The sequence below is a fragment of the Chromobacterium sp. FG22 genome (genome assembly GCF_057809415.1).
In genome coordinates this window covers 39005-59129 of sequence record NZ_JBMDJX010000002.1, presented here as the reverse complement: position 1 = coordinate 59129, position 20125 = coordinate 39005, and the positions used below count along the sequence as shown (strand labels likewise).

The 20125-nt window shown below is 66.3% G+C and carries 24 protein-coding genes; 9 read left to right on the top strand and 15 right to left on the bottom strand.

Features of this window, described 5'->3' with window-relative positions:
* Positions 1 to 10: 10 nt before the first annotated feature.
* From ACODSD_RS02340 to ACODSD_RS02325, 4 genes are all read right to left on the bottom strand, one after another.
* Positions 11 to 1177, bottom strand: a complete 1167-nt coding sequence (locus ACODSD_RS02340) for a Gfo/Idh/MocA family protein (protein ID WP_488876706.1) — start codon at positions 1175 to 1177, stop codon at positions 11 to 13.
* Positions 1170 to 2345 carry an ATP-grasp domain-containing protein gene (locus tag ACODSD_RS02335; RefSeq protein WP_488876705.1) on the bottom strand — a complete coding sequence of 392 codons (1176 nt, stop codon included), beginning with the start codon at positions 2343 to 2345 and terminating at the stop codon, positions 1170 to 1172. The genes ACODSD_RS02340 and ACODSD_RS02335 overlap by 8 nt, the downstream gene beginning before the upstream one ends.
* Positions 2342 to 3496: a glycosyltransferase family protein gene (locus ACODSD_RS02330; protein ID WP_488876704.1), complete on the bottom strand. Its 1155-nt coding sequence runs from the start codon at positions 3494 to 3496 to the stop codon at positions 2342 to 2344. Before ACODSD_RS02330 ends, ACODSD_RS02335 begins: the two co-directional genes overlap by 4 nt.
* A 127-nt stretch (positions 3497 to 3623) precedes the next feature.
* Positions 3624 to 4445 carry a M949_RS01915 family surface polysaccharide biosynthesis protein gene (locus ACODSD_RS02325; protein WP_488876703.1) on the bottom strand — a complete coding sequence of 274 codons (822 nt, stop codon included), beginning with the start codon at positions 4443 to 4445 and terminating at the stop codon, positions 3624 to 3626.
* Between the two features lie 338 nt (positions 4446 to 4783).
* Between ACODSD_RS02325 and ACODSD_RS02320 the strand changes: the two genes are divergently transcribed.
* Positions 4784 to 5785: an extracellular catalytic domain type 2 short-chain-length polyhydroxyalkanoate depolymerase gene (locus ACODSD_RS02320; protein WP_107801212.1), complete on the top strand. Its 1002-nt coding sequence runs from the start codon at positions 4784 to 4786 to the stop codon at positions 5783 to 5785.
* An 18-nt stretch (positions 5786 to 5803) separates the two neighbouring features.
* Here ACODSD_RS02320 and ACODSD_RS02315 read toward each other — a convergent pair whose 3' ends face one another.
* Positions 5804 to 6691: a LysR family transcriptional regulator gene (locus tag ACODSD_RS02315; RefSeq protein WP_227105717.1), complete on the bottom strand. Its 888-nt coding sequence runs from the start codon at positions 6689 to 6691 to the stop codon at positions 5804 to 5806.
* 118 nt (positions 6692 to 6809) lie between these two features.
* Between ACODSD_RS02315 and ACODSD_RS02310 the strand changes: the two genes are divergently transcribed.
* A complete protein-coding gene (locus ACODSD_RS02310; protein ID WP_488876702.1) occupies positions 6810 to 8009 on the top strand; it encodes an MFS transporter in 1200 nt (399 codons plus the stop codon).
* Here ACODSD_RS02310 and ACODSD_RS02305 read toward each other — a convergent pair.
* Positions 7964 to 8743, bottom strand: coding sequence for an EAL domain-containing protein (locus tag ACODSD_RS02305; RefSeq protein ID WP_488876701.1), 780 nt, complete (start codon positions 8741 to 8743; stop codon positions 7964 to 7966). The genes ACODSD_RS02310 and ACODSD_RS02305 overlap by 46 nt on opposite strands.
* Before the next feature lie 42 nt (positions 8744 to 8785).
* Here ACODSD_RS02305 and ACODSD_RS02300 point away from each other — a divergent pair, with 42 nt between their 5' ends.
* Positions 8786 to 8962 carry a hypothetical protein gene (locus ACODSD_RS02300; RefSeq protein WP_488876700.1) on the top strand — a complete coding sequence of 59 codons (177 nt, stop codon included), beginning with the start codon at positions 8786 to 8788 and terminating at the stop codon, positions 8960 to 8962.
* A gap of 145 nt (positions 8963 to 9107) precedes the next feature.
* Complete coding sequence (locus tag ACODSD_RS02295) at positions 9108 to 9728, top strand: tetratricopeptide repeat protein (RefSeq protein ID WP_107801209.1); 621 nt, start codon at positions 9108 to 9110, stop codon at positions 9726 to 9728.
* A gap of 23 nt (positions 9729 to 9751) precedes the next feature.
* Here ACODSD_RS02295 and ACODSD_RS02290 read toward each other — a convergent pair whose 3' ends face one another.
* Positions 9752 to 10171, bottom strand: coding sequence for a hypothetical protein (locus ACODSD_RS02290; protein WP_488876699.1), 420 nt, complete (start codon positions 10169 to 10171; stop codon positions 9752 to 9754).
* A 203-nt stretch (positions 10172 to 10374) separates the two neighbouring features.
* Here ACODSD_RS02290 and ACODSD_RS02285 point away from each other — a divergent pair, with 203 nt between their 5' ends.
* A complete protein-coding gene (locus ACODSD_RS02285) occupies positions 10375 to 10950 on the top strand; it encodes a YqiA/YcfP family alpha/beta fold hydrolase (RefSeq protein ID WP_474454997.1) in 576 nt (191 codons plus the stop codon).
* 86 nt (positions 10951 to 11036) lie between these two features.
* A complete protein-coding gene (locus ACODSD_RS02280; RefSeq protein ID WP_107801207.1) occupies positions 11037 to 12011 on the top strand; it encodes a quinone oxidoreductase family protein in 975 nt (324 codons plus the stop codon).
* A 16-nt stretch (positions 12012 to 12027) separates the two neighbouring features.
* On the opposite strand, the gene ACODSD_RS02275 is transcribed toward ACODSD_RS02280, so the two are convergent.
* Genes ACODSD_RS02275 through ACODSD_RS02265 form a run of 3 tightly spaced genes read right to left on the bottom strand, consistent with a single transcriptional unit; the run spans position 12028 to position 13559 of the window.
* Positions 12028 to 12741 carry a helix-turn-helix transcriptional regulator gene (locus tag ACODSD_RS02275; protein ID WP_488876698.1) on the bottom strand — a complete coding sequence of 238 codons (714 nt, stop codon included), beginning with the start codon at positions 12739 to 12741 and terminating at the stop codon, positions 12028 to 12030.
* The gene (locus ACODSD_RS02270) at positions 12742 to 13194 is read right to left on the bottom strand and encodes an EVE domain-containing protein (RefSeq protein ID WP_107801205.1); all 453 of its coding nucleotides are present in this window, start codon (positions 13192 to 13194) and stop codon (positions 12742 to 12744) included.
* Positions 13191 to 13559: a VOC family protein gene (locus tag ACODSD_RS02265; protein ID WP_107801204.1), complete on the bottom strand. Its 369-nt coding sequence runs from the start codon at positions 13557 to 13559 to the stop codon at positions 13191 to 13193. Before ACODSD_RS02265 ends, ACODSD_RS02270 begins: the two co-directional genes overlap by 4 nt.
* A gap of 301 nt (positions 13560 to 13860) precedes the next feature.
* Here ACODSD_RS02265 and ACODSD_RS02260 point away from each other — a divergent pair, with 301 nt between their 5' ends.
* Positions 13861 to 14586: an MgtC/SapB family protein gene (locus ACODSD_RS02260; protein ID WP_019103569.1), complete on the top strand. Its 726-nt coding sequence runs from the start codon at positions 13861 to 13863 to the stop codon at positions 14584 to 14586.
* A 209-nt stretch (positions 14587 to 14795) separates the two neighbouring features.
* Here ACODSD_RS02260 and ACODSD_RS02255 read toward each other — a convergent pair whose 3' ends face one another.
* Together ACODSD_RS02255 and lptM are read right to left on the bottom strand one after the other, a co-directional pair.
* On the bottom strand, positions 14796 to 15890 hold the full coding sequence (locus ACODSD_RS02255; protein ID WP_107801203.1) for a pyridoxal phosphate-dependent aminotransferase: 1095 nt from the start codon (positions 15888 to 15890) through the stop codon (positions 14796 to 14798).
* 136 nt (positions 15891 to 16026) lie between these two features.
* Positions 16027 to 16215, bottom strand: a complete 189-nt coding sequence (gene lptM / locus ACODSD_RS02250) for an LPS translocon maturation chaperone LptM (RefSeq protein ID WP_107801202.1) — start codon at positions 16213 to 16215, stop codon at positions 16027 to 16029.
* Positions 16216 to 16350: 135 nt separating this feature from the next.
* Between lptM and cyaY the strand changes: the two genes are divergently transcribed.
* A complete protein-coding gene (gene cyaY / locus ACODSD_RS02245; RefSeq protein ID WP_107801201.1) occupies positions 16351 to 16668 on the top strand; it encodes an iron donor protein CyaY in 318 nt (105 codons plus the stop codon).
* Positions 16665 to 17081 carry a YqaA family protein gene (locus ACODSD_RS02240; RefSeq protein WP_107801200.1) on the top strand — a complete coding sequence of 139 codons (417 nt, stop codon included), beginning with the start codon at positions 16665 to 16667 and terminating at the stop codon, positions 17079 to 17081. Before cyaY ends, ACODSD_RS02240 begins: the two co-directional genes overlap by 4 nt.
* A gap of 71 nt (positions 17082 to 17152) precedes the next feature.
* Here ACODSD_RS02240 and ACODSD_RS02235 read toward each other — a convergent pair whose 3' ends face one another.
* From ACODSD_RS02235 to ACODSD_RS02225, 3 genes are read right to left on the bottom strand one after another with little or no spacing between them, the layout of a single operon-like run.
* Entirely contained in the window at positions 17153 to 18361 is a 1209-nt protein-coding gene (locus tag ACODSD_RS02235) for a heme biosynthesis protein HemY (protein WP_048412739.1), read from the bottom strand.
* A gap of 3 nt (positions 18362 to 18364) precedes the next feature.
* The gene (locus ACODSD_RS02230; RefSeq protein ID WP_107801199.1) at positions 18365 to 19393 is read right to left on the bottom strand and encodes a uroporphyrinogen-III C-methyltransferase; all 1029 of its coding nucleotides are present in this window, start codon (positions 19391 to 19393) and stop codon (positions 18365 to 18367) included.
* Entirely contained in the window at positions 19390 to 20121 is a 732-nt protein-coding gene (locus tag ACODSD_RS02225; protein WP_488876697.1) for a uroporphyrinogen-III synthase, read from the bottom strand. Before ACODSD_RS02225 ends, ACODSD_RS02230 begins: the two co-directional genes overlap by 4 nt.
* Between the last annotated feature and the right edge of the window lie 4 nt (positions 20122 to 20125).

Below are 20125 nucleotides of genomic sequence, written 5' to 3'. Positions count from 1 at the left end.
AGTCTCCGCTTCAGTCCAGGCTCAGCGGCAGACGTTGGCCGGAGACAGCCGCATCGGACATGGTTTGCAGGAAACGCAGTCCTTGGCCGGCCAGCACCGAGCCGAAGACCTCGTCGGAGCGCCAGTCGCCTTGTGTCCGATAGTCCAGGATGCATTGCCCAATATCCTGGTACAGATTGGCGAAAGCTTCGATATAGCCTGCCGGGTGTCCGCTTTTGAAACGGGTATAGCGTATTTGAGAGGCGATGTTCATATCACCTCCGCGATCGATGATTTCAATACGACCGTCGTTGTGGCAAAGCTTGAGGATTTCCGGAGCAGCTTGTACCCATTCCGCGCTGGCCTGCTCGCCGTAAAGGCGGATACGCAGGCCGTTGCGTTGCCCGAGCATGGATTTACCGAAAGTGAAGCTGCCGTGCACGCCGTCGGGGTATTCGACCGAGGCGTTGACGTAGTCCACCACGCCGGGAAAGTGGCCATAGCTGGCGTGGAAGGCGCCAACGCTCAAGGGCTGCAGGCGGGTGAGGTAATGGACGATCTGGTGCAGATGGGTGCCCAGATCCAGATAGACGGTGGGGATGTCTCCGTCGCGCAGCCGCCAGGCTTGAGGCTGCATCGGATTGCCGTGTCGGTCTCTCCGCAGGAAGCCTTCTTGTGGCATGTCCGCGCTCAAATGACGCAAACGCCCCAGCCGGCCGGACTCGATCCACTGCCTCAGCTCCCGCACACAGGGGTAGCCGGTGTAGTTGTAAGTCATGGCCAGGAAGCCGTTGGACTGTTGTTCGGCTTGGCTAACGATGGCGGCGTCTTTGGCGTCGGCAACCATCGCCTTCTCGCAAATTACCGGCAAACCGACTTTCAGCGCGGCAAGCAAGGGCTGTAGATGGTCCGAGGTGGGGGTGAGGATGACCAGCGCGTCTAGCCGCTGCGCTTCGGCGGCGAGCAACTCGTCGGCATGGGTGTAGACGCGGTCTGCGGCCACGCCGTAATACGCTGCGCTGTCCTGATTCGTCTTCGGGTTTCGGCTGAAGCAGCCGGCGGCCAGCTCGTAGGTACCGTCCAACTGCGTCGCGCAGAAATGGGCGCGGCCCACCGCGGAGTTGATGCCGCCACCTATGAAGCCGATCTTCAGCTTGCGTGCCGTTTCTGCGGGATTAAGGGTCAGGGGTTCATTCATGGTCGCGCTCCAGTGTGTGGGCCGGGAAGAAGCTGGCCAGTCGCGGGGCAATGTCGAACAGCGCCTTCTGATCCGACAGGCGGGCAAAGACAATGGCGGCTTTGCCGTAAGGCGCCGGCCGGACAGCGCTTGCGCTTTCCGCCAGAGGAAAGACGCGAATATCTAGCGCCTGGGGCAGTTTGGGCGAGAGCGAGAAAAACACGGTCTCGGTGGCGAAGCTGACCGTATGCCGAGCCCAGTAGCTTAGCGGGGCGGGCGTGTAGCTGGGCAGGGCTTGGCCGATGAAGGGCGCGACATAGCTGTCCAGATAACGCCCGCCGGTTGAGAATTCCACCAAGTGGTAGAACAGATCTCCGGGGCAACGGCGCATGGATTCTATCAGGTAGGGCCGGTCAGGCCCGTTGATGAATTGGGTGTGGATCAAACCGTCCGCCAGGCATAGCGATGCGGCCAGCCGCAGCACTTCGTCGCGCACCCTGGCTTTCACCGTCTCAGACAAGCGTGACGGTGAATTGGAACAGTCCACTTGATAAGGGTAGGTCTGGCAAAACTCGTCGACAAAGGCGTCGTGAGCGATTTCGCCGCCGGCCAAGAAGGCCGAATGGCTGTGCAGGCTGCCGTTGATGAATTCTTCCACCACCGCCTCGCCGTCGCGCGATTCGAGTTTGGCCTGATCCAGAGCCGCCGCCAGCTCAGCGTATTGTTCAACCCGCTGCATGCCGCGGCCGCTGAAGCTGTCGGTCGGCTTGACCAGCAGCGGTAGCCGCAACTGTCGGACAGCCGCAGGGTCATCGGCCGCGCGCGCCCGTGGCGAACTCAGGCCGATGGCTTCGGCATGGGCGCGGAATCGGGCCTTGTTATGGATGATCGCAGTGGCTGCGGGGGTGTCGTAGCCGGGCAGGCCGAGCCGATGAGCCGCGTAACTGGCGGAAAGGTAAGCATAGTCGTTGCAACTGGGGCAGACGTATCGATAGCCCTGCTGCTGGATAAGGTGCAGCAAGGTCTCGCGGTCTGAGTAGTCCAGCGGATGATAAGCATCGGCGTAAGCGACGCAAGGGTCCGAGGACTGAGCGCCGCATACGGCGACGCGAAAACCCCGTCGTCGCAGCGCGAACAGCAGAGGGGCGGCGCTGAAGCTAGTGCCGACCAGCAGAACCCAGGGTTTCATCGCAGGATATCCGTCAGAATTTGTTGCACGCGATGATCCCAGGTGTGATGGCGGCTGACGTGTTGATGGGCGGCCAGGCTGATGGCCTGGCGGCGCTCGGGGTCGTCCAGCAAGGCGCGCGCCGCATCATCGAAGTCGGAGAGGTCGTATTCGACGAAGTGGACGCCCGGCTCGAAACCCAACTCCGGTTCAACAGGGGTGCGGTTGGCCATGATGGGGCCGCCCAGCGCCGCCATGCATTCAAAAACGCGCGGATGCGACAGCGTGCCGCCATTGTGCAGATTGATCGCTGTGGAACGGAACATGGCGTCGTTTTCCTGCGGGGTGGCTAGTAGCCCGTGGAAATGCGGCGCGAACTCGGGCCAGGACTCCCATTCCGGCGTACCGTAGATCCGGCAGCCATGTCCCAGCGCCAGTACTTTGCGCATCAAGCGCGAGCGGTTGAACGCACGGAAATATTCTTCGCGAAACAACTTCAGCGCATTGGGCTGCATTTGCTGCGGCGCGGCGCCCTGAAGGTTGAGGAACACCTCAACCACTTGATCCAGCAGTTCCAGCGAGGTGTCCAGCGAATCCTGTTGGACTTGTTCCAGAAAATTTAGATAGTCCCAGCCAGTGAACTGATGCTGGGCATTGACCTGGAATACGGCGTTCAACAGCTGTGTCTGTGGGATGTACCCCACCAAGGAGAACACGGCGTCGGCTCGACCTGCCGCTTCGGTATGAGCCAGCGTGGCCGCAAAGCGTAAAGTGCCTGTGAAACGGCGGGATTCCACGGTCAGCGTGTTTTGCAAACGCGTGGTGGCGAGGTAGCAGATATCGCTGACCGCATGTTGGCCTTGCTGACGGAAGTCTTCCTGACCGAACTGGTTGTCTTGTATCCAGCGCAGATGGAGGATGTGCTTGAAGCCTTCCATTGCGGGGGGCTTGGCGTGATTGATCGACAGCACCGCTTGCGGTTGGTAGCCGGCCAGCAGCGCTCGCATCGAATCATCGCTCATGCCGTCGACCATCAGCATGCAGTCCACGCCGGCCTTGAGGAAAGCCTGACGCAGGGCCACTCCCTGATTCAAATAAAACAGGTATGACGAGGGAATTAGCACCAGAATGCGTTGGATGGATGGTTGATGAAGATAGGCGGGCAGGCTCAAAACGGCTCTCCGGAGACGATTGCATTAAGCATAGTGTAGCGTCATTCCCCCGGAGCAGCCGAGCGAATCCCGCAGGAACACGGGGTTTTGGCAATAGTTGGCGGCGAGCTTAGGGCAAGCCGCGCGCTCATTCCTGTTGTTGCTTGAGCCAGTTGTCTTCCTGATGCCGCATCAGCGCGAACCACTGCTGGCGCATGTGGCGGGCAAAAGCCGGCGGCGCCGCGGCGAAGTCGTTTTCGTCGGTGTAACAGCCGGGCAGATAGGGCGGTTCGAAGTCTTTCTCCCAGCCCTTGGCCTGCAGCGCCCGCTGGCCCTGCGGGCTGCAGTCCTCGGGCAGCGGCAGGCCGGTCAGGTGGCCGCTGTCCGGGTCCAGCCAGCGCACGCCCTGGCGATCCAGGCCGCGCAGGCCGTATTTGGCTTTGCCGGCGTGAAGAATCAGCTTGTAGTCGTTGGGGCTGACGTCGCTGGCGCAAGCGCTGCGATAGCCGACCACCGTTTCCAGCGCGCCGTCGCGGTTGAGGTCCGGAAAAGCAATGGAGGCCAGATCGAAGGTCGCGCTGGCGTCGAACTCGCAGCGCGTCACGCCGTCGCTGAGCATCCACTGCCGTCGCGGCCTATCCTGGCCCAGCGTGTATTGCGCGGCGTAGAGCGTCGCGCTCTGCGCGCCGTCGGCGCCGCGCGCTTCCTGTCGCTCCGCCAGCACCAGCACGTGCTCGCCGGCGCTGTCCGTCCAGCCGTAGGCGGCGGTCAGCTTGCCGCGCAGCTCGACGCCGGCCGGCACGGCGCTCAGGCGTCGCACTTGGCCGGCGACGGACGGCGCGCTGGCGGTGTCGGCCGGCTCGGCGGCGGGCGGAGGCGGCTGGGGTTTGCAGGCGGTGAGCGTCAGCGTCAGGCCGAGCAACAGCGAGACGCGCAGGCCGGCGGTACGGGGCGCGGGGAGCGGGGGCATGCCGTTCTTCTTGTCATTGATGAAACTGGAATAGTACGGAATACCAGCGACGCGGAACAGCTCCGGCGGCCAAGAGAGGGGTTGGGGGCAGGGCGGGAACTGACCGATTTGCCGACGATTCATGACATTGGGGTGATTTTTGCCGGCTGGGGACGCCATAATCCAGGCGGGAGCGCGATCCTCGCGCGATACCGCAGTCTGTTCAAAGTCTCGCGAGCGAAGGCGACGCAGCGGAGCACGCGGAGCGCTCGTGGCTCATGGGCGTTTCAAAGCCGCGCTCGCCGTGTCGCGTTTGACGACGCGGGACGGACAGGGAACGGGTTTTTTAAGGAGGGCTTATGTTGAAACCTGCTTGGTGGTGGGCTGGGGCGCTGGCGTTGACGCTGGCGCAGATGGCGGCGGCGGAGCCGCTGCCGGCGTATCGCGGCGACGCGCGGCAGTCTTCGGTGTCCGGTCTGTCGTCCGGCGCCTTCATGGCGGTGCAGTATCAGGTGGCGTTTTCCGCCTCGGTGCGAGGCGTCGGCGTGGTGGCGGGCGGGCCTTACTATTGTTCCAAGGGCATGCTGGCGGGCGCGCCGGCCTGCATGAGCGGTCCGCCGCCGGCGGTGGGCGGCCTGGTGCTGGCGACGCAGCAGTTCGCGCTGGCGGGACAGATCGATCCCTTGTCCAACCTGGCCAAGCGCCGCGTCTATCTGTTCAGCGGCAGCCAGGACAATACCGTCAAGACGGCGGTGGTGGACAGCGCCGAGCGTTATTTCCGCAAGCTGGGGGTGCCGGCGGCGAGCATCGACTACCTGCGCAGCCTGCCGGCCGGCCATGCCCAGATCACGCCGGCTTACGGCAATGACTGCGGCGAGACCAAGTCGCCTTACGTCAACCATTGCGACTGGAAGGGCGAAGGCTACGACCAGGCCGGCGCTATCCTGACGCAAATCTACGGCCCCTTGCAGCCGCGCGCCGGCCAATTGAGCAGCCAGGTGTCCGCTTTCAACCAGAAGCCGTATGCGCCGCCGGGCAGCAGCCTGGCCGACGAGGGCTATGTCTATGTGCCGCGCGCCTGCGCCGAGGGCGAATCCTGCAAGGTGCATGTGGCGCTGCACGGTTGCCGCCAGTACGCGGGCGCGGTCGGCGACGCTTTCTACGGCCATGCCGGCTACAACGAATGGGCGGACAGCAATCGCATCATCGTGTTGTATCCGCAGACCACGGCGATGCCGCCGGGCAACCCGAACGGCTGCTGGGACTGGTTCGGCTATACCGGCGTGAATTTCGCCTGGAAGAACGGGGTGCAGATGCGGGCGATCAAGGCGATGGCGGACCGGCTGGTGTCGGCGCCCTGAGCCAGAGTCCGGCGGGGTTCAGCCGCCGGGGAAGCCGCGTTTGGCGAAGAAGTCGATGAAGGCGCGCAGCCGCGGAGGCGGATAGGGCGAACCGGGCCATAGCAGATAAAGGACGCCGCTGCGCTCGGCCCAGGCTTCCGGCAGCGCCCGCAGCCGTCCGTCCGCCAGTTGGCGGCGCACGGTGAAGTCCGGCAGGCAGGCGATGCCGGCGCCTTGCTCCGCCAGCTGGATCAGCGCGTCGCCGGTATTGGCGCAGGCATGGACCGGCAGCGCCGGCGCGTCTTCATCCTGGCCGGCCAGCGGCCACGGCGCCAGTTTGCCGCTGCGCGGATAGCGGTAATGCAGGCAGCGGTGCTTCGTCAGATCCATCGGCGACGCCGGCTCGCCGCAGCGGGCGAAGTAGGCCGGCGCGGCCACCAGCCGCATGCGGTAAGCGCCCAGCCGCCGCGCGCTCAAGCGCGAGTCTCCCGGTTCGCCGCCGCGAATCACCACATCGAAGCCTTCGCCTATCACGTCCACCAGCCGGTCGCTGTAGTCCAGATCCAGTTCGATCTCCGGATAGTCTTGCATGAAGGCGGCCAGCAGCGGGGCCAGCACGCCGCATTCGTGCGGCAGGCCCACCTTCAGCCGGCCGCGCGGCGCGGCCTGCTCTTGTTGCAACTCGCGCTCCGCCGTTTCCACTTCGTCCAGAATGCGCAGGCAACGTTGCAGGTATTGCTCGCCGGCCGGGGTCAAGGTCAGCCGCCGGGTGCTGCGTTGAACCAGACGCGCGCCCAAGCGCGCCTCCAGCCGCGCCAGGCCTTTGCCGGCGGCCGAGGCGGAAATGCCCAGTTGCCGTCCGGCGGCCACCAGGCTGCCTTGTTGGGCGATATGGGCGAACAGCTCGATGCCGCTCATTTTTTCCATGGTTTGCCTCGAAATTACGGAATTCAGTTCCGTTATGTATGGAATTGAAGACTATTTTTCCGTATCGCCAAGGAATCTAGCATAAGCCCTCGTTCATGTGCGATACGGGAGAAGCGGGATGACAGGCAAGAGCGGCGAGTCGGCGATGCCGGCGACGGTGTATCTGTTGGGCTTATGCATTTTTGCGATGGCGACGTCGGAATTCATGGTGGCGGGGATGATGCCGTCGTTGGCGGCGGCTCTGGGCGTCGGCTTGCCGGCGGTGGGCAATCTGGTGTCGGCCTTCGCCGCCAGCGTGGTTCTGGGCGGGCCGGCGCTGACTTGGCTGCTGCGTTCGGCGCGGCGCAAGCACAGCTTGATCGGGCTGTTGCTGTTGTTCCTGGCCGGGCAGGCTTTGGGCGCGCTGGCCGGCGATTACCGGCAGATGCTGTGGTCGCGGCTGATCTGCGGCGTGGCGCAATCGGCTTTCTTCGGCGTGGCCCTGGCCTTGGCGGCGGAACTGGTGGGCGAACACCGGGTGGCGCGCGCCGCCGCGCTGGTGCTCAACGGCCTGATGCTGGCTTCGGTGGCCGGCCTGCCGCTGGCGGCCTGGGTGGATCAGAGCTGGGGCTGGCGTGTGAGCTTTTGGCTGGTGGCGGGCATGGTGGCGTTGGCCGCGGCGGGCATCGCCGCGCTGACGCCGTCCGGCGTCCGTCCGCAGACCTTGAGTCTGGGCGAGGAGGGCCGCCGGCTGGCGCGACCCAGCCTATGGGCGGCGTATCTGAGCAGCGGCCTGATCATAGGCGCGGTGTTCGCCGCCTTCACTTATCTGGCGCCCTTGTTCACCCGGGTCAGCGGCTTCGCCGCTTCGGCGCTGCCCTGGCTGTTCGCCGCTTACGGGCTGGCGACGGTGCTCGGCAATCTGTTCAGCGGCCGCCTGGCGGACAGCCACACCCGCGCCGTGCTGCGCGGCGGCCTGCTGGTCTTGCTGGCTGCCCTGGTGGCGTTGGCCTTGCTGGCGCAATGGCAGGCGGCGACGGCGGCGTGCGTGCTGCTATTGGGCTTGGCCGGCCTGCCGATGAATCCGGCGATGGTGGCGCGGGTGGTGCGCGCCGGCGGCAGCGGACCTATGGTGAACAGCCTGCACATGTCGGTGGTCAATCTGGGTCTGATGCTGGGTTCCTGGGGCGGCGGCGCTTTGTTGGACGCCGGCTGGAGCCTGCGCGCGCCGGTATGGCTGGGCGCGGCGTTGGCCGCGCTGGCCTTGCTCAGCCTGTGGCTGGACCGCGCCGGTCACAGCTGGCAGGTCACCGGCAGTTCGGCCGGCTTGCCCAGGTAGAAGCCCTGGTAGAGCTCGACCCCCAGTTCCTGCATCGCCTGGTGTTGCTCGCGGGTTTCTATGCCTTCCACCGCCATGCGGCAGCCTATCTGCCAGCCCAGCTCCAGCAGCACCGGCAGCCGGTGGCGTTCGCCGGACATATAGTCCAGCAGCAGGCTGCGGTCTATCTTGATCAGGTCCGGGCACAGCGACTTGACCTTGCCGTGGCGAGCGGCCACCGCGCCGAAATCGTCCACAGACAGGCCGAAGCCGGCCTCGGCGGTCAGGCGCAGGCTGTTGATCAGCGGTTGGCCGTGGTGTTCCACCTCGTATTCCGGCAGTTCGAAAATCACGCCGCCGCTGTCCAGTTCCAGCGAGTCCAGCAGGCCTTGCAGCAGGGGAAGGTGATTGCGGCCGTGGTTGTCCACCACCGCGGTCTGGGCCAGCAGGTTCAGGCACAGGCAGCCGGATTGGCCGCTTTGCGCGAAATTGCGGATGTGGATCAGCCGCGCCAGCTGATCGGCCTCCAGCGCCAGCTCCGGCGGCAGGCCGGACAAAAAAGAGTCGGGGGACGGCGTCTGGCCGTCCTGCGTCCGCACGCGCAGCAGCGCCTCGTAGCCGAACACGCCGCCGGTGCGGTAGAACAAGGGCTGGAACACGCTGCTGAGCTGACAGCCGCCCAGACGCGCGCAATATCGGCCGTCCGCGTCGCGGTACAGCTGTCGCTCGGGATGAGGGCCTAGGGGTGGAGCCATGGTGGTTTAGTCGCGCGGGATGGACTTTCAGCATAGCAAGCATTGCGCCGGGCTACCGGCCGGCTGCTGCCTCTGCTGGAGCGCTATCCCCTGCCGCTGCACGCAGTGTTTCCCGAGCGCAAGCACGTGCCGGCCAAGGTGCGCGCCTTCCTGGAATTCATCGACCGGAAGCTGGGCGGCGAGCCGCCGCCGACAGATTTCCCGGCCGCCGCCGACTAAGAGTCTGTTCAAAGTTTCGCGAGCGAGAGCGGGACAGGGCGAACGCCGCTGAGAAAGCGGAATGCGTCAGTAGCGCATTGGCGCTTCAGCGGGCTTTGAACAGCTTCTAAGCTTTGGTGGTACGGGCCCGATGAGGAGAGGCGCGATGAAGGCGTGGGCAGGCGGGATATGGGCGGCGTGGGCGCTGGCGTCCCTGGCCGCGGACGTGGCGGGCTGGGCCAGCTATCAGCGCGGCGATTTCGCCGCCGCGCGCCGGCAGTTCGAGCAAGCGGCCCAGGCGGGCGACCGGGTGGCGGCTTTCGACCTGGCGATGATGCATTGGCGCGGCGAAGGCGGCGCGCCGGACCGGGCGCAGGGCGAGCGCTGGCTGCGCCGCGCTGCCGACGCGGGTCTGCCGCAGGCGCAGCACGCCTTGGGCGCGCTGTATGAAAGCGGCCAGCAGGTGGCCAAGTCGCAGACCGAGGCGACGCGCTGGTTCCAGTTGGCCGCGCGGCAGGATTATCTGCCGGCGGAGCTGGATCTGGGCACCCAGTACTTCTTGGGCCGCGGCGCGGCCAAGGACTACCGGCTGGCCGCGTACTGGTACGAAAAAGCCGCGCAGCAGGGCGATATGGGCGCGCAATATCTGATCGCCAGCATGTACGAGCACGGCGACGGCGTGGAGCGGGATCTGCCGGCGGCGATACGCTGGTACGCCAAGGCGGCGGCTCAGGGCGACGTCGGCGCCAGGCTCAAGGCGCTGGATCTGGCCAAGAGGGCCAAGTAGGCCTCGAAACCCAGGCCGGGCTTTCAGGCGCGGGCCGGCCCGCGGCGCATCGCCGCCAGGCACTGGCAGGCGGCCTGCCAGTCCTGAACCCCGCGCAGGCCGCGCACGATGATGCCGGCCAGGGTGTCGTTGCAGGCGTCCGGGCCAAACTGCATCAGCATCTCATGCAGGGCGAAATGCAGGGAGGCGTTGTGTTGCAGCAACAAACCCACTTGTTCGTGGACGAAGCCGTCCACCGTGGCCTGGCCGTCGCGGTCCACATGCACATGGTGACGGGGGCAGAAGCCGGAACGGATCAGCGCCTGATCGGCGCGCACGTCGTCGAGAAAGGCCTGCGCGCTGTGGTGCAGAAAGCCGCAAGCCATGATCAGGCTGGTGACGGAGTAAGGTTTGGTGGTGGTGGCGTCGGCGACGAGGGCGTTGTCCGGCAGGGTGGCAAGCATTAATGTTCTCCTGTTATCTTTGTAAACCGCGCTCAATGGCATAAATCGTCGGTTTTATTATTTTTTCCGCGTTTTTGTATCATTCATGCGAATGTATTGGCAAGCCCGTCGAAAGGACGGTTGCCAGCCGCGGCTGCCAGGGTTTTTCTTGGGACGATGGCCATTTAGAATGAACTCTTTCTTTTCCGTTTGTTCCCATCCGCATGCATATTGTTTACCTGCACGGCTTCAACTCCGGTCCGCAATCGCTGAAGGCGAACGAAACCGCCGCTTATCTGCAACAGAACGCTTTCGATGCGACCCTGCATTGTCCGCAGCTGTCGCCGCATCCGGCCGAGGCGATTGAGCAGGCGTCCGCCCTGGTGGCCTCCTTGCCGGCCGACACCTTGTTGATCGGCAGCTCCCTCGGCGGGTATTACGCCACGTTTCTGGCCGAGCGTCATCAACGCCCGGCGGTGCTGATCAACCCGGCGGTGCGGCCTTACGACGACCTGGCGCGCTTCATCGGCGAGCAAACCAATCCCTATACCGGCGTGGTCTATACCCTGAGCGACGCCGATATGCGGGCCTTGCTGGCGCAGCGCGTGGCGCAGCCGTCCGCGCGCCGTTACTGGCTGCTGTTGGGCAGCCGCGACGAGGTGCTGGACTGGCGCGAAGCGGCCGCGCTGTATCTGGACTGCCGTCAGACGGTGTTCAACGGCGACGACCACAGGCTTGAAGCTTGGCCGCGCGTCTTGCCGGAAGCGCTGGCCTGGGGGCGCGGGCAATTATTGGCCTGAGCATCGAAACAGTCTGTTCTGCGACAGTGGCTTGTCCGGGGGAAGGCGCTGCCGCACACTGGATTTTTTGCGCCGAGGAGGCCGCCATGACTCAAGCCATCGTTTTCTCCCATACCGGCGGGCCGGAAGTGCTGGGCCTGCAGAGCCAGACGCTGGCCGCGCCGGGACCGGGCCAGGTGCGGGTGCGTCACACCGCCATCGGCGTCAACTTCATCGACACCTATCAGCGCAGCGGCCTGTATCCGCTGCCGCTGCCGTCCGGCCTGGGCCAGGAAGCGGCGGGGGTGGTGGAGGCGCTGGGGCCGGAGGTGTCTGGCCTGGCGGTGGGCGACCGCGTCGCATACGCCGGCGGCCCGCTGGGCGCTTACAGCAGCGAGCGGCTGTTGCCGGCGGCGGTGCTGGTGAAGATTCCCGACGGCATCAGCGACGAATCCGCCGCCTGCATGATGTTGCAGGGCATGACCGTGGAGTATCTGGTGCAGCGCAGCTACCCGGTGCGGCCGGGGCAGACCGTGCTGTGGCACGCCGCCGCCGGCGGCGTCGGCCAGATCGCGGTGCAGTGGCTGACGGCGCTGGGCGCGACGGTGATCGGCACCGTCGGCTCCGACGCCAAGGCCGACATCGTGCGCGGTCTGGGCTGCCAGCATGTGATCAATTACAGCCGAGAAGACGTGGTGGCCAGGGTGAGCGAGATCACCGGTGGCCAGGGCGTGCCGGTGGTTTACGATTCGGTGGGCAAGGACACTTTCCAGATCTCGCTGGCCAGCCTGAGCCCGCGCGGCATGCTGGTCAGCTTCGGCAACGCCTCCGGCGCGGTGCCGCCGTTCGCGCCGCTGGAATTGACCAGCCGCGGCTCTCTGTTCTTCACCCGGCCCAAGCTGGCCGATTACATCGCCAGCCGCGCGGAGCTGGAGGCTTCGGCCCAGGCGCTGTTCGAACGGGTGGCGGACGGCAGGATCAAGGTGGCGCCTTCGCATCGCTATCCTCTGGCCGAGGCGGCGCAGGCGCACCGCGATCTGGAAGGACGCAAGACCAGCGGCTCCATCATCTTGCTGCCTTGAGCCGGCGACGCGGCGCTTATTCTTGATGCCAGGGTTGGCGCTGGTGTCGTTCCAGCCAGGCCAGCGCCTGGCCGCCGGCGTCCACATGGCTCAGATAGCCGGCCAGGCTGACGCCGGGCGGACAGCTCAAGTCCGTGGCGCGCCAGCTTTGCAGCCGGTCCACGCGGAAGCTGCGGTAGTCCAGGCGCAGCCCGCACCAGGCGGCCAGCAGCCAGCGGTCGCCCCAGAAGAACAGCGCCAGCGGCATCAAGGCGCGCTGGCTGCCGCGGCCGCTTTCGTCGCGGTAGTCCACCCATAGCGGCTGGTGGGAGACGATGGCGTCGCGCAGCGGCGCCAAGCGCTCGCGCGGGTAATTGCCCGACGTCGGCGCGTACAGCGGTTCCGGCGGCAGGCCGGACGAGCCCAGCACCGCGTGGATGCGGCCCAGCGCCGATTGCGCCGCCGCCGCGGTGTCGCGGTCGGCCCAGGCGGCCAGCATGCGGGCGCCCACTTCCAGCGCCGCCAGTTCGCGCGCGGAAAACGCTACCGCCGGCGGCGTGAAGCCGGCTTCCAGCCAATACCCCTCGCCGGCCTCGCCGTTGACCGGCGCGCCGCTGGCCATCAGGTCCGCCATATCGCGGTAGACGGTGCGCGGCGTCACCTCCAGCCATTCGGCCAATTGCCGGGCGGTGGTGCGGCGGCGGCCGCGCAGCAGCAAGAGGATTTGGACCAGTCGGTCGGCTCGGCGCATTCAGTCGGATTCCCGCAGCATGGATGGCGGCAGTGTCGCCCGCATTGCGCGCGCGATCAACAGGAAATCGGCGCGGCCGATTTCCAGGTGGCCAAAGCGGAAAGCGTAGCCCCAGCGCGCCGGATCCGCGATAAAGGCCAATTGACCGAGCAGCGGACGGATGTCGGCGTCCTCCGCCGGCCAGAAGGCGATGTCGCGCCGGTAGGGTTCGAAATCGGCGCTGACCCGGAAGGGATAGACCCGCGCGTCCGCCGCCAGGCCGACGGCGGTGAAGCGCTGGCAGGGCTCGCGCCCCTCCAGGCTCAACACCGGCGAGTAATAGATCAGGCCGTCGCCGGCCGCCATCCGCCTGAGCGGCGCGGCCTTGCCGTGGCAGAGCTGGGCGAAGCCGCCGGCCAGGCCGCGCCGAACATGGTCGCGGCTGGCCACGCCTATCCAGTAGCGCCGGCTCATGCGGCGCTGTGCAGGCCGATCAGATTGCCGTCCGGATCGGAAAACAGCGCGATCTGGCCCCAGTTCTCCGGCAGCGCGGTCTTGGGCTGCACCACGATGCCGCCGGCGCTCTTGATCCGTTCCAGCGTGGCGTCGAGATCGGCACCGCCGTCCAGATAGACGCGCACGCCGTCGACATGGGGGCGGGCTTGCGGGCAGCTGAGCAGCGCGCCGCCGCAACTGTCGCCGGTTTGGGGAAACAGGGCCATGCGATTATTGTCGAAGCTCTCTTCTTGCAGCTCCACCCGCAGCGCCTGTTGATAGAAGGCGACGGCGCGCTCGAATTGGAGCACGGGAATTTCAAACCAGTGTAGAACGGGGGACATGGCACACTCCTTGAACAGGTTTTATCGAGATCCGGCCGGGGACATCCCGGCGCCGCTTCCGGGCGGGACGGAGGCGGCGTTGCGGCCTGGAGGACAGTGTGCGGCCCCCCTGCTGACAGCGTACTGTCAGCAGGAATCCGCCGTCGTCAATTTTCCTGCTTGGGCCGGCGCCACGTGTGCATCGCTCGCAGCAATCGCCTGGTCGGACACGACCCGGTGACGCGGATGTGGCAAACTGCCTGACTGTTTCCCGGCGCGACGGGAGCGCTGTTTTTTCAATCGACCGCAGGAGGAATAAGAAGTGGAAACCTTACTGCAGTTTCTGGGCTTCAACGGGTCTGGTCTGCTGCAAACCTTGCTCAGCCTGTTGACGGCTTTCATCCTGGGCTCGGCCATTGGTTATGAGCGGCAGTTCCGTCAGCGTACCGCCGGCTTGCGAACCAATACCCTGGTGGCGGTGGGCGCGGCGGCCTTCGTCGACATGGCCTTGCAGCTGGACGGCACCGGCGGCGCGGCGCGGGTGGCGTCCTACGTGGTGTCCGGCGTCGGTTTTCTGGGCGCCGGCACCATCATGAAGGAAGGCCTGAACGTGCGGGGCTTGAACACCGCCGCCACCTTGTGGGGCTCGGCCGCGGTCGGCGCCAGCGCCGGCGCCGGCCAGATTCCGCAGGCCTTTCTGATCACGCTGTTCGTCTTGGCCAGCAACACCTTGCTGCGTCCGGTGGTGAACTCCATCAACCGCAAGCCGATCGACGACGAAACCAGCGAAGTCACTTACCAGCTGTGCGTGATTTCCAGCCGTTCCGGCCAGAAGCACGCGATGGCCTTGCTCAGCGATCTGCTGGAGGAGTCCAAATACCCGGTGGGGGATCTGGATGTGGAGCCCTTCGGCGACGACGAGGTGGAGATGACCGCCACCTTGCTGTCCACCTCGGTGGAGTGGGAGGAGCTGGAGGAGATCGCCGCCAAGCTGGTGGCCCAGCCTTTCATCAGCCAGGCTTACTGGAACCCCAGCACCTCGGAGTGAGGACGGCGGGGAAAAGACCGCGCCCTGGGCCGCTAGCCGGTCCAGGGCGTTTTTTATGGGGCGGGAGAGCGGTTCAAAGTCTTGCGAGCCAGGGCGAGACAAGGCGAAAACCGCTGAGAAAGCGAAACGCGCGCGTAGCGCGTAGGCGTTTACGAAGCGGTGCTCGCCGCGCCTCGTATCACGAAGCGCAGCGGATGTTGAGCCGCTTCTTAACCTTCCGCCAGCGCCGCCATCACCTTGGCCGACAGCGCCTGCGGCTGCGCGGTGACGCGCAGCAGATGGCGCACCGCCGGATGCGGCGGCCGGTGGACGGCGATGCCGTCGGACAGCAGTTGGCGGTGAATGGCCTCGCTGCTGGCGGCGTCGCGATAGGCGATGCAGACGAAGTTGGTGTGAGAGGGCATCACCACCAGATCGCGCGCGCGCAAGGCGTCGGACAGCTTGTCGCGCAGATGGATGGTGGCGGCGATCAGCTGGCGCGAGTAGTCCGGATCGTCCAACACGATTTGAGCCGCCAGCTGGGCGAAGCTGGACAGCGCGAATTGAGGCCGTATCTGGTCCGCCTTGGCGACGATGTGCTGCGGGCCGACGGCGTAGCCCACCCGCAGGCCGGCCAGCGCATAGGCTTTGGACAAGGTGCGCAGCCGCAGCGTGTTGGGCAGCGCGCCTTGCGGCGGCGCGTCCTGCGCGTCCACGCAGAAATCGACGTAGGCCTCGTCCAGAATCAACAGCGTGGACGAGGGCAGCATTTCGCGCAGCGCCAGGATATCGTCCGCGCCCCAGTAATGGCCGCTGGGATTGTCCGGGTTGGCGAGATAGAGCACGGCGGCGCGCTCGGCGCGCGCCACCTCCGCCAGCCGCGGCAGATCGGCTTGCAGCCGGTCGCCTTGCTGCTGGTAGGGCACTTCCAGGATGCGCGCGCCCACGCCTTCGGCGAAATAGCGGAAAGTGGGATAGGTGCCGGCGGTGCACACCACCGCGTCGCCGACATTACAGGCCAGGCGCAGCGCCAGCAGGATCAGGCTGTCGGCGCCGGTGTCGAACAGCACCTGGCTCGGGTCCACGCGGTTATGGGCGGCTGCGCGCTGGCGCAGCCCGTGCGCGTAGGGGTCCGGGTAGAGCCGGGCCAGCTCCGTCATCATCTCGCCGAATTCCGCCGTCAGCGGCGAGGCCGGCTTGGCCATGCTTTCATTAGAGCCGATGCGCGCGCCGATGCGGTGACCCAAGGCCGCTTCCAGCTTGGCGATGCCGGGAAAGGGGTTGACGATGGTGTGATGTTCCAGATGACGGGCGAAGTGGGACATCGGCGGCTCCTTTATCTGCAGATACAGCCTTTGAGTGTAAAGGATATGACTGAAGCGCAGGAAACCGCGTGGGAATATCAATATGTCTTCGGCATTTCGCGGCCGCCGCGCCGGGCCCAAAGCGCGGCGGGAACCGTCAGCGGACGGCGGGAGCGGCGGGTTCGGCCGCGGCGCGCGGGGCGGAGGCGTCGGCCTTGGCCGCGGGTTTGACGGCCGGCGCGGCGGCGGCCGGCTTGGCGGCGGGGGCGGGCAGATACAAGGGGCCTTTGAAGCCGCAGGCGGCCAGGAACAGGGTCAGGCTTGCACAAGCCAGCAAGGTGCGCATACGAATGAGTTCCAATGTGGCAAAATCTGGATACTAGCAAAGCTGCGGCGCGTCGTGTGATTCCGATGCGCCCGGCGATCAAGGCCTGAGCCGCGCCAAGACGGCGTCCAGGCCGTCATTCAACGGGAAAGCGCAATGAACGAAACCGAATTTCTGCGGCACACCGACGCCATCTTCGCACGCATCGAAGCCGCCATCGACGACAATGACCTGGACGCCGACTACCTGGTGTCCGGCAATGTGCTGGACATCGAGTTCAGCGACGGCGCCAAGATCATTGTCAACCGCCACACCGCCAATCAGGAGCTGTGGATCGCGGCCAAGAGCGGCGGCTACCACTTCGCCTTCCGCGACGGCCGCTGGATTGCCGCGCGCGACGGTTCGGAGTTCTTCTCCACGCTCAGCGCCGCCATCGCCGCCGCCTGCGGCGAAACCATCGGGTTTGATGAATGAGTCATTTGGTTTGGCTGGGCCTGGGCGGGCTGGCGGTGTCGGCCTTCACCTCGTCCACCATCCTGCCCGGCAATTCCGAACTGGCGCTGTCCGCCTTTCTGTACAAATGGCCGGAGTGGCTGTGGCCGGCCTTGCTGGTGGCCACGGTGGCCAATACCGCCGGCAGCGTCACCAGTCTGTGGCTGGGGCGGCTGGCGCCGCGCAAGGAGTTGCCGCCGCGGCTGGCCGGCTGGTTTCAGCGTTTCGGCCCGGCGGTGCTGGCCCTGTCCTGGCTGCCGGTGATCGGCGACGCCATCCCCTTGGCCGCCGGCTGGCTGCGCCTGCCCTGGTGGTCCAGCATTCTGTGGCTGACCCTGGGCAAGGCGGCGCGCTATCTGGCCTTGGCCTGGGGGGTGCTGCTGTTGTCGAGTTGAGCCGATAACAATCAGGGCAAATAAAAAAGGACATGCGCGAGCATGTCCTTTTTCGTATGGAGTCCCCGGGATCAGCAGCCCTGTTTCAGCGCCAGCTCCAGGCTCTTGTTGTAATGCTGAGCCGCCAGCTCTTCCTTGCCGGTGGCTTCGAACAGCCGCGCCAGCTCGGCGTGGGCGCACAGCGTCGGCGAGATCGAGGCGCTGGCTTCCAGATAGCTCTGCGCCTTGCCCCACAGCTGCTGGCACAGGGCCAGACGGCCCAAGGCCATCAGCAGCCAGTGGTCGCGCGGCCGCTTCTTCAGCCAGTTTTCCGCGGTTTTCAGCAGTTCCAGGCGCTTGTCCTCGCTCAAGTGCTCGGCCAGCTTGCCCAGTTCGCGAGACAGCTCCGGCGTGTCGTGGTCGTCGTTGGCCAGCGCGCCGGCCAGCAAGGTGGCGGCGTAGTCGTAGTCCTGCAGCACGATCAGCCGCGCCACCACCTGGTCCATCAGCTGGGGATTGCTGCGTTCGGCTTCCGGAATGCGGCGCAGCCAGTCGCGGATTTCCTGACCACCCAGCAGCGTCACCAGCTGTTGCTGGTAGGCGGCCAAGCGGTAGCGCCGCGCCTGTTCCGGCTCCAGCGCGTCGGCCTTGAGCAGTTTCTCGGTCAGCGCCAGCACCGCCTCCGGCTGCTTCTGCAACAGACGGACCTTCAATTCCAGCCGCAGGGCGTTGGTCAGATTGGGCGACAGCGCGCGTGCGCGTTCGATGGCGGCCAAGGCGCCCAGCGGGTCCTTGGCTTCCAGCTTCAGTTCCGCGTCCAGCATATGGCGCGCCAGCTGCAGCCGCGGCGGCATGGCGTCCAGTTGCGCCAGATAGCCGTCCCGCTTGTCCAGATCGCCGGCGGCGCCGGCGGAACGGGCGGCGATCAAGAGCGCCAGCGCCTTGTTTTCCGGCGAGTATTCGTCGTCCAGCGATTTGCTGGCCTCGCGCTCGGCTTTCTGGAAACGGCCTTCAAAGTAGGAAATGCCGGCTTCGCGCAGCGCGTGGCGGGAGGCTTTCAGCTTTTTCTGGCGCTGGAAGCGGCGCACTTCCGCCGGCAGATTGGCGGCCACCGCCACCATGCGCAGCACCAGGTGCACCACGAAGATCAGCGCCACCACCGACACGATCAGCAGGTTGAAGGACACTTCCATCCGGTAAGGCGGCAGGAACAGGATGGCGTAGCCGGTGTTCAGAGTGGCGGCCAGGCCGACCAGCACCGCGAGGGCAAACAGCCCGGTAATCCACAAGGCGAATTTCACGGTTTATTCTCCTGCCGCGCCTTGGGCGTCGCGCACCGATTTGAGGCTGGCGTTCATGTCCGGCAGCGCCACGTCCAGCGGCGCGCCTTCCAGTTCGCCCAGCGTGCCCAGCCATTGGGTGACGGCCGGAGCGTCGCGGTCGAAGTAGCGCTGCACATAGCTGCGCGCGGCCACGATGTCGGCGGCGAAGGTCTTGCCGTCGCGCTGGATCAGCGCCAGGCGCGCGTCCAGCAGGCGCATTTTCAGGTTTTCCCGCAGGAAGAAGGCTTGCTCCGGCGACAGCAGCAGCGCTTCGGGCTTGTCCATGCGGCGGATATGGATCAGCTCGCCCAGGCTCTTGCTGACGTCGGCCACCAAGCGTTCCCACAGCGGCGCGCTGGCCGGCGTCGCGGCCTTGGCCTGCGGTTTCTGGCTGGCCAAGCGGTGGGCGTCCACCGCCAGCGGCAGGCTGTCGGCGGACAGCATCAGCCGGTCCAGCTTGACGGTGAGGCCGACGCTGTCCAGATAGGGCAGGGCCTTGAGTTTTTCCAGGTCGGTGGCCACCGCCTTTTTCACGCCGATCAGCTGCGGGCGGTCGAACTTGGCCAGGCGCGCGTCCACCATTTCCAGCGCGGACACGGCGGCCGGCACATTGCCGGCCAGCTGCAGTTGCTGGCTGGCGATGGCCAGGGTGTGCTCGACTTCGGACAGCAGCCAGTCGGTGCGGTTCTTGGTCAGTTCCTGGTACATGCCGTTCAGCGTCGCGTATTGGCCGGCGGATTCGTTGACGCGGGCCTCCATCAGCGCCAGCCGGCCTTCGGTGGCGCGGTTGGCGCTGATCGCCTGCTCGGTCATCGCGCGCAGCTCCTTGGCGGATCCGCTGCCTTCGGCCAGCCGGCGCGCCAGTTCCTGGCGGGCGGCGGTCAGTTCCTGCTGGGTGCTGAAGTACTGCCAGCCGGACACGCCCAGCGCGGCGATGGCGATCAGCAAGGCCGGACTCAGCGATTTCTTGGACTCGGGTTTGGCGGTTTCGGTGATCTGGGATTCGCTCATGGGTGACGACAGAACCATTTTTTAAGGCCGGCGACCAGCGCGCTGTCTTCGGCCCGGGTTGTCATGATGCGCGTCGCGCCTTGCGCGGCGAGCCGGTCGGCCACGCGCGGATGCGGCACGCAATATAGCAGGCATTGTAACGTCCTGATTCGACTGGGGCCAGCGAGACGGAACAATTGCTCTACGATTTCGCCGGAAGTGATGATTACCGCGTCCGGCGGCGCGAGGTCGAAGGCCGCCCAGTCCGGCGCGCCGTCCAGCCGGCGGTAGATTTCGGCGAACTCCACCGCCGCGCCGCGCGCGGCCAGGCTTTGCGCCAGCAGCGGCCGGCCGCCGACGCCGCGCACGATCAGCACGCGCTGTCCGCGCATATCGGCCAGTTCGGGCAGGGCCAGCAAGGCTTCGCTGTCGCTGCCCTCGGCGGGGTGCAGCGCCGTTCGGCCGCTGAGCGCGGCCAGCTTGGCGGCGCTGGCGCGGCCGACGCAGACCAGCCGCTTGGCGGCGAGGTCCAGCGTTCGCAGCGCCGGCCAGGCCTGATCTATGGCGCTGGGGCTGACGAAGACCAGGCAGTCCGCCGCCGCCGCTTGTCGCGGCAGCGCCGCCAGCGCGTCCGGCTGCGGAGCGATCTCCATCAGCGGCAGATGGCCGGCGTCGAAGCCGGCGGCGGCGAGCAGGTGCAGCAGCTCGGCGCTTTGCGCCAGCGGGCGGGCGACCAGGACGCGCGGCATCGCC

Coding starts and splice junctions, on each gene's coding strand:
- ACODSD_RS02340 (WP_488876706.1), bottom strand. CDS start 1,177: ATGAATGAACCCCTGACCCTTAATCCCGCAGAAACGGCACGCAAGCTG.
- ACODSD_RS02335 (WP_488876705.1), bottom strand. CDS start 2,345: ATGAAACCCTGGGTTCTGCTGGTCGGCACTAGCTTCAGCGCCGCCCCT.
- ACODSD_RS02325 (WP_488876703.1), bottom strand. CDS start 4,445: ATGCCCCCGCTCCCCGCGCCCCGTACCGCCGGCCTGCGCGTCTCGCTG.
- ACODSD_RS02320 (WP_107801212.1), top strand. CDS start 4,784: ATGTTGAAACCTGCTTGGTGGTGGGCTGGGGCGCTGGCGTTGACGCTG.
- ACODSD_RS02315 (WP_227105717.1), bottom strand. CDS start 6,691: ATGGAAAAAATGAGCGGCATCGAGCTGTTCGCCCATATCGCCCAACAA.
- ACODSD_RS02310 (WP_488876702.1), top strand. CDS start 6,810: ATGACAGGCAAGAGCGGCGAGTCGGCGATGCCGGCGACGGTGTATCTG.
- ACODSD_RS02305 (WP_488876701.1), bottom strand. CDS start 8,743: ATGGCTCCACCCCTAGGCCCTCATCCCGAGCGACAGCTGTACCGCGAC.
- ACODSD_RS02295 (WP_107801209.1), top strand. CDS start 9,108: ATGAAGGCGTGGGCAGGCGGGATATGGGCGGCGTGGGCGCTGGCGTCC.
- ACODSD_RS02290 (WP_488876699.1), bottom strand. CDS start 10,171: ATGCTTGCCACCCTGCCGGACAACGCCCTCGTCGCCGACGCCACCACC.
- ACODSD_RS02285 (WP_474454997.1), top strand. CDS start 10,375: ATGCATATTGTTTACCTGCACGGCTTCAACTCCGGTCCGCAATCGCTG.
- ACODSD_RS02280 (WP_107801207.1), top strand. CDS start 11,037: ATGACTCAAGCCATCGTTTTCTCCCATACCGGCGGGCCGGAAGTGCTG.
- ACODSD_RS02275 (WP_488876698.1), bottom strand. CDS start 12,741: ATGCGCCGAGCCGACCGACTGGTCCAAATCCTCTTGCTGCTGCGCGGC.
- ACODSD_RS02270 (WP_107801205.1), bottom strand. CDS start 13,194: ATGAGCCGGCGCTACTGGATAGGCGTGGCCAGCCGCGACCATGTTCGG.
- ACODSD_RS02265 (WP_107801204.1), bottom strand. CDS start 13,559: ATGTCCCCCGTTCTACACTGGTTTGAAATTCCCGTGCTCCAATTCGAG.
- ACODSD_RS02255 (WP_107801203.1), bottom strand. CDS start 15,890: ATGTCCCACTTCGCCCGTCATCTGGAACATCACACCATCGTCAACCCC.
- lptM (WP_107801202.1), bottom strand. CDS start 16,215: ATGCGCACCTTGCTGGCTTGTGCAAGCCTGACCCTGTTCCTGGCCGCC.
- cyaY (WP_107801201.1), top strand. CDS start 16,351: ATGAACGAAACCGAATTTCTGCGGCACACCGACGCCATCTTCGCACGC.
- ACODSD_RS02240 (WP_107801200.1), top strand. CDS start 16,665: ATGAGTCATTTGGTTTGGCTGGGCCTGGGCGGGCTGGCGGTGTCGGCC.
- ACODSD_RS02230 (WP_107801199.1), bottom strand. CDS start 19,393: ATGAGCGAATCCCAGATCACCGAAACCGCCAAACCCGAGTCCAAGAAA.
- ACODSD_RS02225 (WP_488876697.1), bottom strand. CDS start 20,121: ATGCCGCGCGTCCTGGTCGCCCGCCCGCTGGCGCAAAGCGCCGAGCTG.